Source organism: Telluria sp. LT1R51-2, from assembly GCF_059685775.1.
Genome location: NZ_JCASIM010000001.1, coordinates 206,672 through 227,497 on the forward strand (window position 1 = coordinate 206,672; position 20,826 = coordinate 227,497).

Annotated in this window: 18 protein-coding genes; 11 read left to right on the top strand and 7 right to left on the bottom strand. The window is 61.7% G+C overall.

Features of this window, described 5'->3' with window-relative positions; all coding sequences use genetic code 11:
- Window positions 1-159: 159 nt before the first annotated feature.
- Window positions 160-603, top strand: a complete 444-nt coding sequence (locus tag AC56LH_RS01010) for a hypothetical protein (protein ID WP_499643258.1) — start codon at window positions 160-162, stop codon at window positions 601-603.
- 209 nt (window positions 604-812) lie between these two features.
- Here the strand turns inward: AC56LH_RS01010 and pepA are convergent, their stop codons facing one another.
- On the bottom strand, window positions 813-1,601 hold the full coding sequence (gene pepA, locus AC56LH_RS01015) for a flocculation-associated PEP-CTERM protein PepA (RefSeq protein ID WP_499643260.1): 789 nt from the start codon (window positions 1,599-1,601) through the stop codon (window positions 813-815).
- Between the two features lie 266 nt (window positions 1,602-1,867).
- Here pepA and AC56LH_RS01020 point away from each other — a divergent pair, with 266 nt between their 5' ends.
- Both AC56LH_RS01020 and AC56LH_RS01025 read left to right on the top strand, forming a co-directional pair.
- Window positions 1,868-2,086: a hypothetical protein gene (locus AC56LH_RS01020; RefSeq protein WP_499643262.1), complete on the top strand. Its 219-nt coding sequence runs from the start codon at window positions 1,868-1,870 to the stop codon at window positions 2,084-2,086.
- A gap of 155 nt (window positions 2,087-2,241) precedes the next feature.
- Complete coding sequence (locus AC56LH_RS01025) at window positions 2,242-2,808, top strand: DUF3617 domain-containing protein (RefSeq protein WP_499643264.1); 567 nt, start codon at window positions 2,242-2,244, stop codon at window positions 2,806-2,808.
- Window positions 2,809-2,888: 80 nt separating this feature from the next.
- On the opposite strand, the gene AC56LH_RS01030 is transcribed toward AC56LH_RS01025, so the two are convergent.
- Window positions 2,889-4,169 (bottom strand): Nramp family divalent metal transporter, encoded by a 1,281-nt coding sequence (locus AC56LH_RS01030; RefSeq protein ID WP_499643266.1) that lies wholly within the window; start codon window positions 4,167-4,169, stop codon window positions 2,889-2,891.
- Between the two features lie 507 nt (window positions 4,170-4,676).
- Here AC56LH_RS01030 and AC56LH_RS01035 point away from each other — a divergent pair.
- Together AC56LH_RS01035 and AC56LH_RS01040 are read left to right on the top strand one after the other, a co-directional pair.
- Window positions 4,677-5,705: a glycerophosphodiester phosphodiesterase family protein gene (locus tag AC56LH_RS01035; RefSeq protein ID WP_499643268.1), complete on the top strand. Its 1,029-nt coding sequence runs from the start codon at window positions 4,677-4,679 to the stop codon at window positions 5,703-5,705.
- Window positions 5,706-5,857: 152 nt separating this feature from the next.
- Window positions 5,858-7,540 carry an alkaline phosphatase D family protein gene (locus tag AC56LH_RS01040; protein ID WP_499643270.1) on the top strand — a complete coding sequence of 561 codons (1,683 nt, stop codon included), beginning with the start codon at window positions 5,858-5,860 and terminating at the stop codon, window positions 7,538-7,540.
- 43 nt (window positions 7,541-7,583) lie between these two features.
- On the opposite strand, the gene AC56LH_RS01045 is transcribed toward AC56LH_RS01040, so the two are convergent.
- From AC56LH_RS01045 to nhaR, 5 genes are all read right to left on the bottom strand, one after another.
- Complete coding sequence (locus AC56LH_RS01045) at window positions 7,584-7,940, bottom strand: hypothetical protein (RefSeq protein ID WP_499643272.1); 357 nt, start codon at window positions 7,938-7,940, stop codon at window positions 7,584-7,586.
- Window positions 7,941-7,968: 28 nt separating this feature from the next.
- Entirely contained in the window at window positions 7,969-9,519 is a 1,551-nt protein-coding gene (locus AC56LH_RS01050) for a hybrid sensor histidine kinase/response regulator (protein WP_499643274.1), read from the bottom strand.
- A gap of 6 nt (window positions 9,520-9,525) precedes the next feature.
- On the bottom strand, window positions 9,526-10,329 hold the full coding sequence (locus tag AC56LH_RS01055; RefSeq protein WP_499643276.1) for an alpha/beta fold hydrolase: 804 nt from the start codon (window positions 10,327-10,329) through the stop codon (window positions 9,526-9,528).
- Window positions 10,330-10,415: 86 nt separating this feature from the next.
- Window positions 10,416-11,756 carry a hemolysin family protein gene (locus tag AC56LH_RS01060; protein WP_499643278.1) on the bottom strand — a complete coding sequence of 447 codons (1,341 nt, stop codon included), beginning with the start codon at window positions 11,754-11,756 and terminating at the stop codon, window positions 10,416-10,418.
- A 59-nt stretch (window positions 11,757-11,815) separates the two neighbouring features.
- Window positions 11,816-12,724, bottom strand: a complete 909-nt coding sequence (nhaR, locus tag AC56LH_RS01065; RefSeq protein WP_499643280.1) for a transcriptional activator NhaR — start codon at window positions 12,722-12,724, stop codon at window positions 11,816-11,818.
- A 116-nt stretch (window positions 12,725-12,840) separates the two neighbouring features.
- Here nhaR and AC56LH_RS01070 point away from each other — a divergent pair, with 116 nt between their 5' ends.
- From AC56LH_RS01070 to AC56LH_RS01095, 6 genes are all read left to right on the top strand, one after another.
- Window positions 12,841-13,887 (top strand): DUF475 domain-containing protein, encoded by a 1,047-nt coding sequence (locus tag AC56LH_RS01070; RefSeq protein WP_499643282.1) that lies wholly within the window; start codon window positions 12,841-12,843, stop codon window positions 13,885-13,887.
- Between the two features lie 118 nt (window positions 13,888-14,005).
- Window positions 14,006-14,581: a TerD family protein gene (locus AC56LH_RS01075; protein ID WP_183557061.1), complete on the top strand. Its 576-nt coding sequence runs from the start codon at window positions 14,006-14,008 to the stop codon at window positions 14,579-14,581.
- Between the two features lie 62 nt (window positions 14,582-14,643).
- Window positions 14,644-15,339 carry a TIGR00266 family protein gene (locus tag AC56LH_RS01080; protein ID WP_183557064.1) on the top strand — a complete coding sequence of 232 codons (696 nt, stop codon included), beginning with the start codon at window positions 14,644-14,646 and terminating at the stop codon, window positions 15,337-15,339.
- A gap of 12 nt (window positions 15,340-15,351) precedes the next feature.
- Window positions 15,352-15,936 carry a TerD family protein gene (locus tag AC56LH_RS01085; protein WP_183557066.1) on the top strand — a complete coding sequence of 195 codons (585 nt, stop codon included), beginning with the start codon at window positions 15,352-15,354 and terminating at the stop codon, window positions 15,934-15,936.
- Window positions 15,937-16,244: 308 nt separating this feature from the next.
- The gene (locus AC56LH_RS01090) at window positions 16,245-17,861 is read left to right on the top strand and encodes a methyl-accepting chemotaxis protein (RefSeq protein WP_499643284.1); all 1,617 of its coding nucleotides are present in this window, start codon (window positions 16,245-16,247) and stop codon (window positions 17,859-17,861) included.
- 94 nt (window positions 17,862-17,955) lie between these two features.
- Complete coding sequence (locus AC56LH_RS01095) at window positions 17,956-20,802, top strand: PAS domain-containing protein (protein ID WP_499643286.1); 2,847 nt, start codon at window positions 17,956-17,958, stop codon at window positions 20,800-20,802.
- Window positions 20,803-20,826 lie beyond the last annotated feature (24 nt).

Here is a 20,826-nt window from a genome sequence, read left to right on the forward strand (position 1 = left end):
TTTGGCTTCTTGAGCGACAGAGAGTGCGTTTGCGGATTATAGTAAGAGTCACTGTTTCGATTTAAATGAAAATGCAATCATCTGGTGTTTTTTCACGCATTTGATGTTGCTTTGCATTACAAACGGTTCAGTTACTCTTATAAATTACCGGAGAATCGCGTGAAAATCGCTGGATGCCTGCTGACCGCCATTATGGGATTGTCGTTTCCTTTGTCTACACAAGCTCAGCAACTCACGCCAGCGCCTGCTATCACGGAGGCGCTGGAGTCAGCCCAGAACGTGGTCGTCACAGCGCGCCGCTTTCATCTGGAGCCCACAGAGTTTTTAAACTACGAATACGCATATACACTAAACAACGGGAAAACAGTGCGATTCAGTCGGCGCGTAGGACGTTTTTATGTCGCCATCAAAGGCTATGAGCCGGTAGAAATCCTCTCCCTCAGCTCCGACCAGTTCGTGAGCAGAGGTGGCGCTACGCTGATGTTCACCGAAGCCGGCGATGCGCTGACCATCGATAACTTTGAACTGCTCCAGGAAGAATCCGGCAGCCCGATCCTGTATATGTTCGGTACCGTGAAACAAATTCTTCACCAGGTCAAATAGCCAGCAATAGCCAGGGTCAGGTCTGACATTCGGACACGGACTCTGCATTAACTAGTCAGCTTGCATCTCACAGAAATACGCATGGTGTTGAGCTTGTGTCCAAATGTCAGACCTGACACCAAAGTCCCATGTAAAAGAAAAAACCACTGCCAGGTGACAGTGGTTTTTATCTTTCTGAAACAAGGGCCTGAACCACAAGCCCCATGCCCTTAGGCAGCTTTCTTGTTACGGCGACGTGCTGCATACAGACCCAGCATACCCAGACCCAGCAGGCCAACCGATGCTGGCTCTGGGACGTCCGTAGGCTCACCGCTGAATACAACGTCGAGGGAACCGTTGATCGTCTGCGTTCCGACTGGATTGAAGTTGTTCAGATGGCCCGACTGGAACGACAGCGAGTAGAACGGGTTAGGCAGGATGAAGAATGCGCTGCCAGCGTCGGTGAGCGCGAACGAGCTCGATGCACCGAAGCTACCGCAGTTGATGCCCCTGCCGCCAGGATTGCCTGGGCTCTCGCAGGTGCTGAGCATCGGGTCGAGTGTGCCTTGGCCAGCAATTGGATTGCCGCTGCCCAGCAAGACCTCTCCGCCAGCTACGCCGAGGGTGTTGTCCAGGAACAGGCTGAGATTACCGCTGCCAGGGGAGAAATCGAACGTCGTAGTCGAGCCGTTGACCGAGTAAGTGCCGCCTGCAGTGTAGGTAGCGAACAGGCCATAAGTTGCGCCCAGGCCAGTCTGGTACGACTCGTACGCCGTATTGCCTTTGTTACCGACGAACTGACCAGCAGTCCAGACCAGTGAGACGTTGAACGTGCCATCAGCATTGAAGGTGGCTTGCTCGGTGTAGTTACCGGTGATTTTGTCAGCAACGAAATTTGCATACGCTCCGTTGACTGGATCAACGGTGAATTCGTTGAACGGTGCAGCAGCAGCAGTGCCGCTGAAGGTGAACGCAGCGGCGATGGATGCGGCGACAATTGATTTCGAGAGAGCGTTCATTTCGTTATTTCCTGAGTGTAGGGGAGCAGACTATGATCTTGAACAAGCAAACTTTATGCCAGTAAAATTTTCCTTTATGAAACAAGGTATTAGAAGAGGTACGCGCGGCGCCAATGTCATCACTGTAAAGAAATCCGACAGCGTTCGATGCAACGCTACCCGTCGGCTGTGTCAAACTGGTAAAAAGCCAGCGTGCCGGACGGCTGGCATCAGCCAGCAACGTACTTGTCCTTATCCTCGATTTTTTTAAGGCTTTAATGATGACAATGCGCGCGTCAATCTGCGCTTCGGTCGATGCAGCAGGTGAAGTTGAAGAAGCTGAATGGTGGCTCGAACACAATCAGGAAAACTTGTCATACGTTTCCGAGATGAACGGTTGCGGTTGCTGTATTTTTGCCTGGGACGTGGAAGGTCCGCAGCACGTAATCGCCACGCTGCCTTTGCACTTGCGGGCAGACAGTGCGTGGGTTTCTGACGGCTCGTGAGAGCAGGTCTGATAACACTGGATCGCTGCTGCTTTTGGCAAATGCACCGAGTGTCGGCTGACACGCAGCACTTGCGGCGCATGGACTGCACGACCTCAGAAATCATTCCCTGATCGAATCGCATACACTGACACACCAACCTATCAGGAGCCAGTATGCGAACGAAACACGCCGCGCAGATCATCTTTACCCTTGCCAGCTTCTGGGCAGGGCAGGCATTCGCGCAGCAACCGGCCATCAGACCTGGGTTGTGGCAGATCGACATGACGCTGTCGGACACGGCGGCGGGCAATCCGCTGGGGGGTTATCTCGAGCTGATGAAAAGCCAAATGGCCCTGATGACGCCCGAGCAGCGCGCGCAGATCGACAAGATGCTGGCTGGTAGCGGTACTGAGCTGAAAGGTGATGGCGTGCGCACCAGGCAGTGCATTACCCAGCAAAACATCAACGACTTCGATTTGTTCGGCAAAAAAGGCGCGGATTCCTGCACCAAGAAGATGACACCCATCGCTGGCGGCATGAATGTGAACATGGTCTGCACCCAGCCCCGAATGAAGGTCGACGCCGTCTTGAAGGCCGAGAGTGAGACATCGTATCGGTTCGAATCGGTCGCTACCTTACCGGGGCCGGGCGGCGGAGACATCAGCCAGAAATCAAACGGCACCGGCAAATGGCTGGGAAGCGATTGCGGAAACACCGGCGCAGCAGCGGCTGGCCGATAACCAGCACGGTGCGGATTGATGCAGCAACGGGCGGCCGTGTGACGTGCTGTTCGAGGGCAAGGTCTGGTCGAATCACTGCTTCAGACAAGGATAAACATGCACGCCACAGCAAGCGCCATCACCGACGTGCATAGCCACCCAAGGATGTTCAAACGGCGAGAGATTGTCAACGCGCCCATGATGTCGTGCCGTGCTGCCATCAGCATCATCACGGCCATGATCGGGATCGATACGATGCCATTGATGACTGCGCTCCAGTAAAGTGCCTTGATCGGGTCGATGGGCGCGTAGATCAGGATAACGCCGAGCAGCGTCGCCAGGACGATAATCGCATAGAAGCGCGGTGCTACCGCAGGCTTGTCTTGCAGGCTGTTTTTCCATTCAAATGTGCCAGCCATCGCATAGGCAGCAGATCCCGCAAGCACGGGAATCGCCAACAGGCCGGTGCCGATGATGCCAAGGCTGAAAAGAATGAACGCGAATTCGCCGGCAATCGGCCGCAGCGCTTGGGCTGCCTGCGCTGAAGAAGAAATATCGGTGACGCCGTGCAGGTGCAACGTCACGGCAAAGGTCAGCATGATGGCAAATGCCACGATATTTGAAAAACCCATGCCAATATAGGTGTCGACCTTGATCCGGTCGAGGCTTGCCTTCGCTTCGGCCGGCGCATATTTCAGCGCCCGGGCATCGGGTAGCGCACGCAGGTTTTCGACTTCTTGCGATGACTGCCAAAAAAACAGATACGGGCTGATCGTGGTGCCGAATACTGCAACAATGGTCGTGATATAGGCCGCCTTCCAGGGCAGCTGCGGGAACGTGATCAGGCCGACCGCCACCGTGGCCCACGGCACTCTGACAACGAACACGGTCGCGACGTAGGCCAGCAGTGCGAGGGTCATCCATTTCAGGATGCGCACGTAGCGGGTGTAGGGAATCATCACCTGCAGCACTGCGGACAGTGCGCCGAAGCCGATCGCATACAGGTGCGCAGGCCCTCCCAATACCAGCCGCAGGGCGTCGCCCATTGCCGCGATATCGGCGGCGATATTGATGATGTTTGCCATCAGCAAAAGCATGACGATCGCATACAACAACGCCTTCGAATAGTGCCGCCGGATGTTGGTGGCCAAACCATGGCCCGTTACTACACCGATTCGAGCGCTGACAACCTGAATCCCCACCATCAGCGGATAGGTAAATAACAGCGTCCACAGCAACCCGAAACCGAACTGTGCACCGGCCTGCGAGTAGGTCGCGATACCGCTTGGATCGTCGTCTGCCGCGCCGGTGATCAGGCCAGGTCCCAATTTGGATAGCCATGTGTCGGATTTTGCTGCGAACGTGGGCAAGGACTGCTCCATGAGAGATGCTTTCCTGTTGCTGCCAGCCCTTGCGCAGAAGGTCCTGTAACAAACGTGTGTGTGATGAAAAGGAGATGGGCGGTCAGTCAACCCCGGGGCTTGGCGCTATTGCCTGCATCAATCGAGCAATCACGCCGGCAAGAACCGTCTGCAGGGAGCACCATCGCTCACGAGTCTAACGCGTAAAGATGCCTTGTAGGATATTTCTTACAAGGTGGCAGTATCGCTATGGCGTCGGTGCGTCATTGGCAAATCAACCCAATGATCGATACCCACCGGTCATTCCCGGAATATGGCTGCATGAACAACACATTGGTGCCCGAATTCATGCCACTGTCATCATGCCGAATTAGCATCCCCCCGTCAGCGCCGCCAGGATGGCTTTGACAACTTCTGATGCGCCCGCCTGTAGCGCGAGGCAGTGGAGCCAGGCAGTCCGGCTGCTCCCGCCCTGCGGCCTCTTGCTTGCGCAAAATAACTCATAACATTTGAAGAGGGTTTGCTTTTATGAAAACGTCGCATCTCGGACTGTTGCCGCTCGCGGCCTTGCTGTTCGCGCCGGTCGCCGGCCATACCATGCCCGTGTCGACTCTCACGGGAGAACGTCCGCTGGTCATTTCTCACCGCGGCGCCAGCGGGTATCTGCCGGAAGAGTCGGTGCAGTCGTACCAGCTCGCCATGCGGATGGGCGCTGACTATATCGAGGGCGATGTATACCTGACCGCCGACAACAAGGCGGTGATGCTGCATGACGGCACGTTGAATGCCACGACCAATGTCGTCGCGTTTGCGGCGACGCACCCGGAGATCGCGGCGCTGCGTTCCAGCAACGGGACCTACGACGTGCGCAAATTCACGCTGGCGCAGCTGGAGCAGTTGTCCGTGACGTGCCGCAACGCCAACGGCTACTGCACCGACAAGACCTATTTTGACCCGGCCATTTCGTACAGCTTCACGTCTTACGATGCGTTCCTCGACCTGGCCTATAACTACTTCATCGAGACCGGCGTCGCCATCGGCGTCTTCCCGGAAGCCAAGCAGAGCGGGCTGGACGTGGCCGAGGCCATCCTGGCGGGCCTGAGCAATGCGAAGTACAACGGCTACTTCACGACGGCGGGCCGCGCCCTGACGCAGTCCTTCAACGCGGCGCAGGTAGAGTATCTGAACGCCAACTCGTCCATTCCGGTCAGCTATCTGGGCGTCTGTCCCACCACCGCGGCAGGAGCGGCAGCGGTCGCCGCCATCGCCGACGGCATCGGCCCGTCGTCGGGCCAGCTCAGCGCAGCCTGCGTACAGGCCGCGCATGATGCCGGCATGACGGTCACGCCGTACACCTTCCTGAACAACCCCGCCAGTTATGAGGCTGCCTACAACCTCGGTGTGGACGGCGTCTTCACAAACTACCCGGACATTGCCGTCACTGCGCGCGACGCCGTATTCGGGCCGGCGACGCCGGTGCCCGAACCGCATTCGCTGGCGCTGCTGGGCCTGGGTCTGGCCGGCATCATCGGACTGAAAAAGCGCAAGCAGGCCTGATCACACGCGCACCATCGACGCCCGGTCGGCATGTCCGACCGGGCGTTCTTTCATGCCTGGCACTTCCATGCCCGTTGCATCGATGACGTCATCAGAGCGTCATCGGCGCTGGCTAAGATTTGCCGTCTTTCACCTTTGCCAATTGTCATCCCATGAACCAATCGCATTCACGTCGCAATTTCATTCGTACCTTTTCGCTCGGCACCGTCGCCGTGTCCACGCTCCCGCTCGCGGCCTGCGGCGGTGATGGCGACGACCGCGTCGTCAGCTTCGCGCATGGCGTGGCCAGCGGCGATCCGCTGGCCGACCGCGTCATCCTGTGGACGCGCATTACGGCCACCGGTGCCGGCGACATCGACGTCGGCTGGGAGATCTCCGAGACCAGCGACTTTTCGCGCACAGTGGCCTCGGGCAGCCTGCGCACTGGCAGCGCCAGCGACTTCACGGTCAAAGTGGATGCGACCGGCCTGACGGCCAACCGCAGCTATTTCTACCGCTTCGGTTGCTACGGCCAGCTCTCGCCGGTGGGCCGTACCAAGACGCTGCCGACCGGCAGCGTGTCACGCGTGCGCTTTGCCGTGTTCAGCTGCTCGAACTACCCGGCCGGCTACTTCAACGTGTATGCCGATGCCGCCAGGTTCGACGACATCGATGTCGGCCTGCACCTGGGCGACTACATCTATGAATACGCCGCCGGCGGCTATGCGTCGCAGAACGCAGGCACGCTTGGGCGCGTATCGAAGCCGGCCACCGAGATCATCACGCTGACCGATTACCGGATCCGCTTCCAGCAATACCGCACCGACCCTGACCTGCAGGCGGTGCATGCGCGCATGCCCTTCATCGCCGTCTGGGATGACCATGAACTGACCAACGACACCTGGAGCGGCGGCGCCGAGAACCACGACCCGGCCACGGAAGGTCTGTGGTCGGCGCGGCGCCAGATGGCGATCCAGGCGTATCACGAGTGGATGCCGATCCGCGTGCCGAACGCGGCGCAGCCGGACAAGATCTATCGCTCGTTCGATTTCGGCAACCTGATTTCGCTGCACATGCTCGACACGCGCGTGATCGGTCGCGACAAGCAGCTGGCCCTGGCCAGCTATGTCGGCGCGGACCGCAGCTTCAACAGCGCCGCATTCACTGCCGACGTCACGAACCCCGCGCGCCAGCTGATGGGTACGGAGCAGACCACCTGGCTGCGCAACCAGATGAGCAAGTCGACGGCCACCTGGCAGATCCTGGGCCAGCAGGTCCTGATGGCGCGCATGCTGCTGCCGGCGCCGATGGTGCTGGGCACCACGGGCTATCCGGCGTACTTCGCGATTGCCGCCAAGGTCAAGGCCGGTGTCGCGCTGAGCGCCGCCGAACAGCAGCTGCTCACGGCCACGCCAGTGCCGTATAACCTCGATGCCTGGGATGGTTACCATGCCGCGCGCGAGACGGTGCTGAACATGGCGCAGACGCTGAACAAGAACATGGTGGTGCTGGCGGGCGACACGCACAATGCCTGGGCCAGCGATCTGGCCGACCAGCAGGGGCGGGCAGTGGGTGTTGAATTTGGCGTGCCTGCCGTGACCTCGCCCGGTTTCGAGACCTATTTCCCGACGATCGCACCGGCCACTGTGGCAGGCGGCATGGAGCAGCTGATCGGGCCGCTGCAATACGCCGAGACGGCCTCGCGCGGTTTCGTCGTGCTGACGGTCACGCCGACCGAAGCCAGGGCCGAGTACCGCTACGTCGATACGGTCACGTCCAAGACCTACAAGGCGGTCGTCGGCAAGACGCTGCGCATGCTGCCGGGCGTGGCGAACCGCAAGATCGTGGCTGTATAACGGATGCACGGAGCGAGGCGCCAGGCTTCGCCCCGTGCACAGTTCAGCACGCTCCCAGCTGCCAGACGAGCTTCTCACGATCCTTTTCCAGCAGCTGCACCTCGACGCCTTTGGCCGAACGCGTGATCACGACCGTCTTGTGAAAGTACGTGTACTGGACGCTGACCGTGCCCGAACTCTCGCTGCGTCTGACGTCGGCCCGGTCGAGATTGAGCTTGAGGTTCTGCAGGATCTGCGCATCGGGCCAGCTGGCCGACAGGCGCACGTGGCGCGTGCGGTCGTCGCCATTGGCCTGCGGGTAGACGCGCTCGCAGGCATGGGCGGGGGCGGGAACCGCGACCAGTGTGGCCAGTGACAGCAAGCCTGCTGCGAGAAGGTTCGGGGACAAGGCGCGGGTCATGGTGTCGATGCCGGTGAGGAACAGGTGCTTACTGTAGCAGCAAGCGCAGCCGCTCGATATCGATCGGCTTGGTCAGATGGTGGTCGAACCCCGCATCGCGCGCCAGTTGCCGGTCACGCTCCTGGCCCCAACCGGTGGCCGCAATCAGTTTGATACTGGCGCAGGCATCCAGCCCGCGCAGGCGCCGCGCCAGTTCGTAGCCATTGAAGTCGGGCAGGCCGATATCGAGCAGCGCGACCTCGGGCAAGAAATCCGGCGCCAGCGCCAGTGCGCCGGCGGCCGTATGCGCCAGCAGCGTCGTGCAGCCGAACAGCTCGAGCATCGTCGCCATTGTCTCGGCCGCATCGACATTGTCATCCACCACCAGCACCCGCAGTGGCGCCGGCTGGCCAGGCGCCGTTGCTATTTCTTCCACCACCGCGCAACCCGCGATCAGCGGCAGGCGCAGCGTGAACTGGCTGCCGCGACCCGGCCCGTCGCTCTCGACCAGGATCTCGCCGCCATGCAGCAGCGCGATACCGCGCGCCAGCGCCAGGCCGATGCCCAGGCCGCCGCAGGCGCGTTCGCGCCCTGGTTCGAGCTGCGTGAACAACTGAAAGATCGTCCCCAGGGCATCCGCCGGGATGCCGATGCCGTTGTCGCGCACGCGCAGTTCGGCGTGGCCATCCGAACCGGCCAGTTCAACATCGATTAGCCCGCCATCCGGTGTGTACTTGGCTGCGTTGCCCAGCAGGTTGATCACCACCTGCGCCAGGCGCGTGGCGTCGCCGTCGACGGTCAGCGGTACCTCTGGCAGCGTCAGGCGCAGCGCATGGCGCGCGGCCGTCATCACCGGCGCCATGTCGTGCACCGCGCCGCGCGTCAGCGCCGCCATGTCGACCGGGGCGCGCCGCAGCTGCATGCGGTTCTGGGTAATGCGCGAGACCTCCATCAGGTCGTCCACCAGGCGCGTCAGATGGCGCAACTGGCGGTCGAACGCGCCGATCACGCGCGCATCCTCGTCGTTGCCGTGCTTGATCTTGAGCACGTCGAGCGCGCTGCGCATCGGCGCGAGTGGATTGCGCAGCTCGTGCGACAGCGTGGCCAGAAATTCATCCTTGCGCAGGTCGGCCGCCGACAACTGCGTGTTCACCGCCTGCAGTTGCAGGTCGCGCTGGCGCTGCACCTCGCGGACGCCGTCGGCGGTCTCCGACTTGCACAGCAGTGCGTTTTCGTAGGCATGCCTGCCACCGGCTTGAAACAGCGCCCAGTGGTCGATCTCGCGGTCGCCATCACGCTGGCGCACGAGTTGAAGCAGCACCGGCAGCCGCGCGCCACCTGGCTTCAACAGGTCGATCTGGATGTCATGCGCCGCGCCTTCGTTCTGCAAGCGTGGGACGCAGCACGTGTAGTGAAACAGGCGGGCGCTGGCCGGCAGCAGGTCGTGCAGGGGCGTGCCGACCAGCGCCCCGGGTGCCATGCCGAGCCACGCATGCAGGCTGGCGTTGGCCGTGAGGATCATGCCGTGTGCATCGGTTGCCATCAGGCCGCAAGCAGCCTGGTCGAAGAACAGGTCGGTCGCGGTGAGGGTGGCGGTCATGGACGGTCAGCGTAACTGCTGTGCGAGGAAGGCGTCGATGGCGGCCGAGACGTTGGTCGGGGCGCTCATGTGCGGGCAGTGGCCGACGTTCGGTACCATCGCGAACGTGCTGCGCTGCAGGTTCTGGTGCAGCCATTGGCCAGCCGTGCGCGGCGCGATCAGGTCATCGCTGCATTGCAGGATCAGCGCGGGCGTCGTGGACCTGGGCACATCAAGACGGTGGTCGGAGCGGAACGTGACGCTGGCAAAGTGATGGGCGATCTCGGGATCGTTGCGGCAAAAACTGGCCGTCAGCCCGGAGGCCAGGTGAGGCTGGTTGGGCGCGCCCATGATGGTGGGTGCAAGGCTGTGCGACCAGGTGATGAAATTCGTCTCCATCGTCTCGAGGAGTTCGTCGATGTCGTCGCGCGTGAAGCCGCCGGTATAGTCGCCGTCGTTGATGTAGCAGGGCGACGGACTGACCATGATCTGCGCGGCAAAGCGCTCGGGCGCGGCGATCGTGGCCAGCATGCCGATCGTCGCGCCGACCGAGTGCCCGACAAACACGACCGGGCCGCTGGCATGGGCGTCGATCAGGGCGAGCAGATCGTCGGCATGACCCTGCAGCGTCGCATGGCGGGCGCGGTTATAGGCCGACAGGTCCGAGCCGCCGGAGCCGACGAGATCGTAGGTGAGAACGCGATACCGGTGCTGGTAAGCGGGGGCGAGGTGACGCCACATCGTCTGGTCGCACCCGAAACCATGGGCAAACACCATGGTGGCGGCGCCCTGGCCGGCGAGGTGAACGTTATGGCGGAGCTGGGCGGACATTGAATGCCTCTCGTCGGTTCACGCAGATATACACAAAAAATAGCATCATTCTTGTGTAATGTCAGCAAGGCCGATGTAAAAGGCGGTTAGTCGTGGTCGTCGTTCTCGCCAGCGCGGGTCAATTGCGGGATCACCTTGACCAGCAGGATGCGTGGGCCATTCATTTTCTTGACCACGACATCGAACTGCGGGAAGCCGATACGCTGGCCCTGCTTGGGGATGTCGCCCAGCTTGGCCATCAACAGGCCGCCGACCGATTCGACATCGTCCAGCCCCATTTGTTCGTTATCGATGTCGATGCCCAGCAGCCGTTCGAGCGAGAAGATCGGCAGGCTGGCCTTGCCGATCCAGGTGCCGTCAGCCTGCTTGAGCCAATCGTTTTCGTTCATCCGGAACTCGTCGCGGATCTCGCCGACCATTGCGCCCAGCAGATTGTCGAGCGTGACGAAGCCGACCGGGCGCTTGCCTTTTTCGCCGATCAGCGCGAAGTGGGGGGCGCCGCCGCGGAAGCGCCGGAAGATGTCCTGCGCCGGCGTGCGCGCCGAAATCGATTCGACCGGCCGCAGGAACTGGGTCAGATCGCCGATGGGCCGGCCCGACTGCAGCGCGAAATACAGGTCTTTCAGGTGGACGATGCCGATGACTTCTTCACCGTCCTTGTCGAAATACGGGTAGCGCGAAAAGCGGTTGCGGCGCACGGTTTCCAGGTTCTGCTCGAGCGAGCGGCTGGCATACAGGGCACTGACTTCGTTGATCGGGCGCATCAGCTCGGACACGGCCAGCTGGCTGAAGTCGAGCGACTGGGCCAGGATATTGCGGTCGTCCTGCGTGATTTTTTCGGCCGGGTTGCTGGTGCGCAGGATGAGTTTGAGTTCTTCCAGCGAATAGTGATGGTCGTGCCCGCCCTTGCCGGCCAGGCCCGCCACGCGCAGCAGCGTATTCGCGCTGGCATTGAGCAGGGCAATCGCCGGGTACATCGCCCAGTAAAACGCGTACAGCGGGATGGCGCACCACAGCGCCACCGATTCCGGCAGCCGGATCGCCAGCGTCTTTGGTGCCAGCTCGCCGACCACGATGTGCAGGAACGAAATGACCGAGAACGCCACGATGAACGAAATGCTGTGGATCAGTTCTTCGGACGTGACGCCGACAAACGCGAACACCGGTTCGAGCAGGCTGGCAAAGGCCGGCTCGCCGACCCAGCCCAGACCCAGCGACGCCAGCGTGATGCCGAGCTGGCAGGCCGACAGATAAGCGTCGAGCTTGCCGTGAACTTTTTCCAGGATGCGTCCACGCAGGCCGGTGGTCTTGGCGATGGCGTTCACGCGGGTCTTGCGCAGCGTGACGATACTGAATTCGGCGGCGACGAACAGGCCGTTCAGCGCGACCAGAAACAGGGCGAGAACGAGGAAGAGGATATTTTCCATGCTGGAGATGTATTAACAAAAGGCAAAGCAAGAGGGCATTGTACAACCCAACACGGCCCTTATCCGTCTGCTAACGCGCCTTTGTGCACGGCTGACAGGATTGCCTCGACCGCCGGATGCTTGATCTTGCGTTCATTCGAGATCGCATAGAAGTGTTCGCGCACCTCCGGCACCCGGCCGACCAGCTCGGCGCCGAGCTGGTAGTCGATGTCGGCGGCGGGCGCGGCCGGCGTGAAGAACAGCCCCAGGCCGCGCCGCCCGAAGGTATTCAATAACGCGTTGTCCTCGAACTCGCCAACCACGTCGGGCCGGATCGCATGACGCTCGAACCAGTCGTCGATCTTGCCACGCAGGGCGTTATTGCGCGTGGGTAGCAAAAAGGGCGCGCCGTGCAGCGATGAAGGAAAATCGTCGCGGTACGCGTGCGCCAGCGCCGGGGCGCCGACGACGAACATCTCGCTTTCTGACAGCAGGTGGCTGAACACGCGCAGCGTGGTGCCGGTGGGCACGGCGCGGTCGGTCAGCACGACATCGAGCTTGTGCAGCGCCAGGTCGCCCAGCAGCGCCTCGTACTGGTCTTCGTGGCAGACCAGGCGCACCGGCGTGGCGAGCTGGGTCGTGACCTCGAGCAGGCGGTAGGCGGTGAACTTGGGCAGCGAATCGGAAATACCCACCGCCAGGCGGATGCGCGTGCTGTCGGAAGCATCGAGCGCTTCCTGCATCTGCTCGCCCAGCAGGAATATCTGATCGGCATACGACAGCGCCAAACGACCCGCTTCGGTCAGATTGAGGCGCCGGCCTTGCTGCGTGAACAGTGCCTTGCCGAACGCCTGTTCAAGTAAGGTAAGCTGCGTACTCACTGTCTGGATGGCCAGGCCAAGGCGCTCGGCAGCACGTGTAATGCTGCCTTCCTTGGCAACCACCCAGAAGTAATAGAGGTGACGGAAATTGGGGAGTGCGTGGCTCATGGCTTCTGTTTTTCGGAAGTAATCTTCCAATTATCTTCGCTTTTTCAATCGCTTGGCAACCTTTACAATTGTTCGTCAGCACCGTTTTTCATAAATCTATAAGAGGGGAAATATTAATGAAGTACTTTACCTGGTCACTCATCGTGACCGCGGTCTGCCTTGCCCTTGCGGCCTGGTGGGGATTCGATCATGGTGGCACGTCGGGCATGATTACTGCGCTGGGCGTGGCGGCCATTCTGGCGGTCATGGAAGTGTCGCTGTCGTTTGATAACGCGGTGGTCAACGCCTCGGTCCTCAAGACCTGGGACGAGTTCTGGATCAAGCTGTTCCTGGGCGTCGGCATCATCATCGCCGTGTTCGGCATGCGTCTGGTGTTCCCGCTGGTCATCGTGGCCGTGGCTGCCGACCTGGGTGCGGCGGAAGTCTGGAACCTGGCACTGACCAATCCAAAAGCCTTCTCGATGCACCTGACCAACCACCACGCTGAAGTGGCGGCATTCGGCGGCATGTTCCTGCTGCTCGTGTTCCTGAACTTCATGCTGGACGATGAAAAAGAAACCCACTGGCTGGGCAACTTCGAAGCAAAACTGGGTTCGCTCGGCAAGGTGTCGTCGATCGCCGTCATGATCGCCATCGCCGCGCTGCTGTTCAGCCTGACGTATGTTGATGAAGCGCAGAAGATGGTCGTTGCGATCGCCGGTATGTGGGGCATCCTGGTCTATGTTGCTGTCGATATGCTTAGCAGCCTGCTGGAAAAGAGCGAATCGGGCGAGGGTGCTGTCGGTGACGCGGTCAAAAAAGGCGGTATCGGTGGTTTCCTGTACCTCGAAGTGCTGGATGCGTCGTTCTCGTTCGACGGCGTGATCGGCGCGTTTGCGATCACCAGCGACGTCGTGATCATCATGCTGGGCCTGGCAATCGGCGCGATGTTCGTGCGTTCGATGACCGTGTTCCTGGTGCGCAAGGGCACGCTCGATGAATACGTCTACCTGGAGCACGGCGCGCACTACGCGATCGGTATCCTGGCCGTAATCATGCTGGCCAGTATGAAGTGGCATGTACCAGAGCTGATCACCGGCGGTGTGGGCGTGGCCTTCATCCTGGCGTCGCTGTGGAGCTCGATTCAGTACAAGAAGAAGCACGCCGCACTCGCCGGCGCGTAAGCGGTAACCGGGCCGGCGGCATGCATGCCGGCCCTGCAGTACAGAATTCGCCGCGAGTGGCAGAACACCAGCTCGCGGCGCTTGCAACCCGGTGTTCACTATTTAGGAGATTCTCACCATGGCAATCAGTCTGCAAAAAGGCGGCAACGTCAACCTTTCCAAAGAAGCGCCAGGCCTGACTTCACTGAAAGTCGCTCTCGGCTGGGACATCCGCGCCACCGACGGCGCAGCCTTCGACCTCGACGGCGCCGTGTTCCTGCTCAATTCGTCCGGCAAGGTCCGTTCGGATGGCGACTTCATCTTCTATAACAACCTGAAGTCGAGCGACGGTTCGATCGTCCACTCGGGCGACAACACCACTGGCGCCGGCGACGGCGACGATGAATTCGTCACCATCGACCTGACCAAGGTTCCGGCCGACGTCGACAAGGTCGTCCTGGGCGTGACCATTCACGATGCCGAAACCCGTCGCCAGAACTTCGGCATGGTCGGCAAGGCGTTCATCCGCTGCGTCAACAACGCCACCAACGCCGAAGTCGCGCGCTACGACCTGTCGGAAGACGGTTCGACCGAAGCTGCGATGATCTTCGGTGAGGTCTACCGCAATGGCGCGGACTGGAAATTCCGCGCGATCGGCCAGGGCTTTGCCGGCGGTCTGGGGCCCCTGGCCCGCAACTACGGCGTCAACGTTTAATCATTCAAGCCAGGGCGCTTCTGCGGGGGCGCCCTGCGTGGAACCCATTCTAAGGAAGCCAAATGCCAGTATTTACCGTGACCGGGGACGTCGATCCTTTCCTTCATGTGTCGATGAAGCAGGGCGAGACCATCTATTGCGAATCCGACGCGATGGTGATGATGGAATCGACCCTCGACCTCAAAGGCAAGATGAAGGGCGGGCTCGGTAGTGCGCTGATGCGCACCTTTGCCAACGGCGAGTCGTTCTTCCAGCAGCACATCGAAGCCACGCGCGGCGATGGCGACTGCCTGCTGTCGCCAACCCTGCCGGGTGCGATGCAAACGGTCGATGTCGGTCCGAACCACTACATCATCAGCGATGGCGCGTTCGTTGCGGCCACGTCCGGCGTCGACCTCAAGGTCCGTACGCAAAGCCTGGGCAATGCGCTGTTCGCCAACAGTGGCGGCTTCTTCGTCACCGAAACGGGTGGCCAGGGCCAGGTGGTGGTGTCGGGCTTTGGGTCGATGTCGGTGCTGGATGTCGAGCCGGGCAAGGATGCAATCATCGACAACTCCCACGTGGTGTGCTGGGACAGCACGCTGCGCTACGAAATTTCGATCACGACCGGCACCAGCGGTGGCTTCCTGGGTAACCTGATCAACAGCCAGACCAGCGGCGAGGGCATGGTCCTGCGCTTCTCGGGTCGTGGCAAGGTGTATGTATGTTCGCGCAACCGCACTGCATTCAAAGCCTGGATGCAGCAGCCAGCGAAATAACGGAGGAACACAATGTCAGTCAATCTGCAAAAAGGCCAGAAGATCTCTCTGGACAAGGAAGCCGGTGGCGGCCTGTCCCGCGTGACCATGGGTCTGGGTTGGGATGCGATCAAGTCGAAGGGTTTCTTCGGCTTCGGCGGCGGCAAGTCGGACGCCGTCGACCTGGACGCATCGGTGGTCATGTTCGACGAGTCGAACAAGCCGGTGGACGTGATCTGGTTCCGCCAGCTCAAGAGCAAGGACGGCAGCATCGTCCACACGGGCGACAACCGCACCGGCGCCGGTGATGGCGACGACGAGCAGATCACCGTCGACCTGAACGCCGTGCCAGCATCGGTCAAGGCACTGGTCTTCACGGTCAACAGCTTCACCGGGCAGACTTTCGCCACGGTGGAGAACGCCTACTGCCGCCTGATCAATGCAGCCAACCAGCAGGAAGTCGCGCGCTTCAACCTGTCGGTGACGGGTTCGCATTCGGCGCAGATCATGGCCAAGCTGTACCGCCATGGCGGCGAGTGGAAGATGCACGCGATCGGCGAGAACGGCAACGGCCGTACGTTTGACGATCTGATGCCGCAGATTTCAGTGCATTTGTGATCGATCGCGTCGATTGATATCGAAAACCGGGGCCGCGTGCCCCGGTTTTTTTATGGCTGCCTGGCAGGGATATGCCCGGACATCGGCGCTGGCGAAAACTGACGGGCATATCCCCCGACAGGGCGTGGTGTTCTCACCAAGATTGCCAAAGAAGCCGATCAGGATATTACCCAACCGTTGCTGAAAGACAACTAATTATTGGTATATTGAACGGCAGACTCTATTTTCTACCAAGAAGTAATCACTTCGGGCTATCGTCCGTTTGTTCCCGAATTTACTTCGCGCAAGAAAACTTACCCAGGGTCTTTATGCTTTCCAAATTAACATTGCGTTTCCGATTGATCGCCACGCTCGCGGTCCTCGGCCTTCTGATTGCGGCAATCGGCGTGCTCGGCATCTATGGCATGCGCTCCAATCATGCCGCGCTTGAGCAGGTGTACAGCAACCAGCTCGCTTCGAGCATTGCGATCAACAATTCCAAGAACTTCCTGAACCGCGCACGTTTCGGCCTGGATCGTGGCGTGTTCCACCCGGATGCGCCCGACGTCGCCAAGACCATCGCGCGCGCCAAGGGCTTCATCGACGACGCCAACAAATCGTGGCAAACCTACCTTGCCTTGTCGCGCAGTGGTGAAGAGGCGGACCTGGCCAAAACGCTGGAAACCGAACGGACACGCTACATCAACGACGGCATGCTGGCACTGGCCACCGCCCTCGAACAGGGTAACGTCGAGCGCATCGAAGCGCTGTCGATGAAAGAGATGACCGCGTTGTACGGTGTCTTTGACAAGGCGTCGGTTGCGCTGGACGACTACCAGCTGGCCACGGCCCGCCATGAGTTCGAGTCCAGCCTGGCGCTGTTTACGACCTTGATGTGGGCTGCGGGTCTGAGCGTGGTCTTTGGCCTTCTGTTGGCGATCGTGTCGTCGGTGCTGTTGCTGCGCGCAATCATGCGGCCGCTCGAACAAGCGATCACTCACTTTGACGCGATGGCACACGGTGATTTGTCGACGACGGTCGTCGTCGATCGCCAGGATGAAATGGGCGCGCTGCTTAGCGGTCTGGCCACGATGCAGGAGCAATTGTCCGGCACCGTGCGCAGTGTGCGTGACAGCAGCATGTCGATCGCCACCGCCAGCGCCGAAATCGCCGCAGGCAACATGAACCTGTCGGGCCGCACCGAGCAGCAGGCCAGCAGCCTGGAAGAAACTGCATCCTCGCTCGAAGAACTGACCAGCACCGTGCAGCACAATGCCGACAACGTTCGTCAGGCCAACAATGTGGCGCGCTCGGCATCCGAAGTGGCGGTACGTGGCGGCAAGCTGGTGTCGGACGTGGTCGAGACCATGAGCGCGATCAATGCGTCCTCGAAGCGCATCGTCGACATCATTTCAGTCATCGACGGCATCGCGTTCCAGACCAATATCCTGGCGCTCAATGCGGCCGTGGAAGCAGCGCGTGCCGGCGAACAGGGCCGCGGTTTCGCGGTCGTGGCCAGCGAAGTGCGCAACCTGGCGCAGCGTTCGGCGGCGGCGGCGAAAGAGATCAAGGAATTGATCGGCACGTCGGTGACCAATGTTGAGGCAGGTACGGTCCTGGTCGACAGCACCGGCACCACGATGAACGAAATCGTCTCGAGCGTGAAGCGGGTCTCCGACATCATGGCCGAGATCCTGGCTGCAGGCGAAGAGCAGACGTCGGGCATCGGTCAGATCAACGAAGCGGTCAGCCTGATGGACCAGGCAACCCAGCAGAACGCGGCGCTGGTCGAAGAAGCGGCGGCGGCCACCGGCGCGCTGCAAGAGCAGGCCCACGCGCTGCAGCAGATGGTCAGCGTGTTCAAGGTCGATGCGCAGCCAGCCGGGCACGGGCACGGGCGCGCGCTCGGGCACAAGGCACAGCAGCGCATCGCCATCGCAGCGTAGCGTAAGCGGGCGCGCTGCCCATGCCATAATGCCGGCATCATGAGCGTGCGCACCCCATTTCCGCTGACAGCCGGCCCCGCAGCCTGTCGATCCCATGCGTGATCCGATCGCATTTCCTGTCGATGGCGGGGCGCTCGGCGCTGCGATTCGCGATTACGACTGGGCGGCCACGCCGCTCGGCCCCATTGCCGGTTGGCCGGCCACGCTGCGCACCGGTGTGAGCATCGTGCTCGGTTCGGCGTTCCCCAGTTTTCTGGTCTGGGGCGCCGAACAAACCCTCCTGTACAACGATTCCTACGCCGAGATCCTGTGCGACAAGCACCCGCATGCACTGGGCGGCAGCTTCCAGGCCGCCTGGCCCGAAATCTGGGACGTGCTCGCCCCGCTGGTCGACCGCACGCTGGTCGGGGGCGAATCGTACAAGATGCACGACCTGCCGCTGGTCATGCAGCGCAAGGGCTATGCCGAGCATACCTGGTTCACGTTTTCGTACGGCCCGGTGCGCGGCGACGGCGGCGAGATCCTCGGTCTGTTATGCACCTGCATCGACACCACCGACACCATCCTCGCCCGGCGCCGCCAGGTCGCCGACGAGGCCGTGTTGCGCGAGCACGAAAGCAATTCGCGCATCGATGCCGAACGGGTGCAGCTGGCGCTGTCCGCCGGCGCCATCATCGGCACCTGGTTCTGGGATTTGCCGACCGACCGCTTTACGGTCGATGAAGCGTTCGCACGCGCCTTCGGTCTCGACCCGGCGCTCGGGCGCGTCGGCCTGAGCCTGGCGCAGATCGTCGCCACGGTCCACCCGGACGACCAGGCCGGTCTGGCACAGGCGATCAACACCGTCATCGCGCGCGGTGGCCATTATGCCCACCAGTACCGCGTGCGGCGCACCGACGGGCGCTACTACTGGATCGAGGCCAACGGCCGGGTCGACCTGGCGCCGGATGGCAGCGGGCTGTCGTTTCCGGGCGTGCTGATCGACGTCGAGGGCCGGCGCGCAGTCGAGGCCGAACGCGACCAGGCGATCCTGAAACTGCGGGCCCTCAACGAGCAGCTCGAGCAGAAAGTCATTGCCCAGGCGCTGGCACGTGGCCGCACCTGGCAGGTCAGCCCGGACATCCTGGGCGTGCTCAATGCCGACGGTTTCGTCGAGACATCGAACCCCGCCTGGCAAACCACGCTGGGCTGGACCGAGGAGGAAATCGCCAGCACGCACTTCATGGAGTTCGTTCATCCGGACGACCGGGCGCTGACCCAGGCCGTGTGGCGCGATGCACTCGAGCGCGACATCCCGGCGCTGCGCTTTGAAAACCGCCACTGTCACAAGGCCGGCGGCTGGCGCTGGCTATCGTGGGTGGCGGTCCCGGACGACGGCAAGGTGTATTGCTCGGCGCGCGACGTGACCCACGAAAAGGAAGCCCAGGCCGAACGTGACCGCATGTGGGACACGTCGCCCGACCTGTTGCTGACGATCGATTTCAATGGCGTGTTCCGGCGCGTGAATCCGGCCTGGACCCACTTGCTCGGTTACACGCCCGACGAACTCGTCGGGCATCACGCCAATGAATTCGTCGTGGCCGAGGACCATGCCCGGACGGTCGACAGCTACCTGTCGGCGGCCGCGGGTGAGCAGCCGCGCCTGGTCAACCGCTATCGCCACAAGGATGGTTCGATACGCTGGATTTCGTGGGCCGCTGCGCCGGCGGGCAGCGTGACGTATGCGACCGGCCGCGATATCACGGTCGAACGCGAGCGCCAGGCCGAACTCGAACGCGCCCAGGAGCAGTTGCGCCACTCGCAAAAGATGGAAGCGGTCGGCCAGCTCACCGGCGGTCTGGCGCACGACTTCAACAATCTGCTGGCCGGCATCGCGGGCAGCCTGGACCTGGTCAAGATCCGCATCGCGCAAGACCGCGTGGGCGAGGTCGACCGCTACATCGGCGTGGCGCAGGGCGCGACCCGGCGCGCTGCGGCGCTGACCCACCGCCTGCTGGCGTTTTCGCGCCGCCAGACGCTCGCGCCCACGGCCATCTGTGTCAATGCCATGATCGAGGGCATGCTCGACATGATCCGGCGCACGGTCGGCCCCGGCGTGCAGGTGGAGCCGCGCGCCGAGCGCACGCTGTGGGCCGCGCTGGTGGACCAGTCACAGCTTGAAAATGCGCTGCTGAACCTGTGCATCAACGCGCGCGACGCCATGCCGGCCGGCGGCTGCATCACCATCGAAACGGCCAATCGCCAGCTCGATCCCGCTGATGCATGCGTACTGGAACTGCCACCCGGCGACTACCTGATGCTGTCGGTGTCCGACGCCGGCACCGGCATGGCGCCGGACGTGGTGGCCAAGGCATTCGATCCGTTCTTCACGACCAAGCCGATCGGGCAGGGCACGGGGCTGGGCCTGTCGATGATCTACGGCTTCGCCAAGCAGTCCGGCGGCCAGGTGCACATCGATTCGGCGGTAGGGCGGGGCACCACGGTGGGCATCTACCTGCCGCGCCATCGCGGCCAGGCCGACGACGTCGATGCCGTACAGCCCGTGGCGCTGGCGTCACCCGACGGCCGGGGCGAGACGATCCTGGTGGTCGACGACGAACCGAGCGTGCGCATGCTGGTCGTCGATTTGCTGGAAGACCTGGGCTACCGCGTGCTGGATGCCGAGGACGGCGCCAGCGGCCTGAAGGTGCTGCAATCCACCGCGCGCATCGATCTCCTGATCACCGACGTCGGCTTGCCCGGGATGATGAACGGGCGGCAGATGGCCGACGCCGCGCGCGTGGCGCGGCCCGAGCTGAAGGTGCTGTTCATTACCGGCTATGCCGAAACAGCCCTGCTCGACAACGGGCAACTGGGACCTGACATGGCGATCCTGACCAAACCGTTTTCCATCGACACGATGGCGCAGCAGGTGCGCGACATGGTAGCGCGGCACGGGTGATAACCGTTCGCCTCAGCCGGGGTC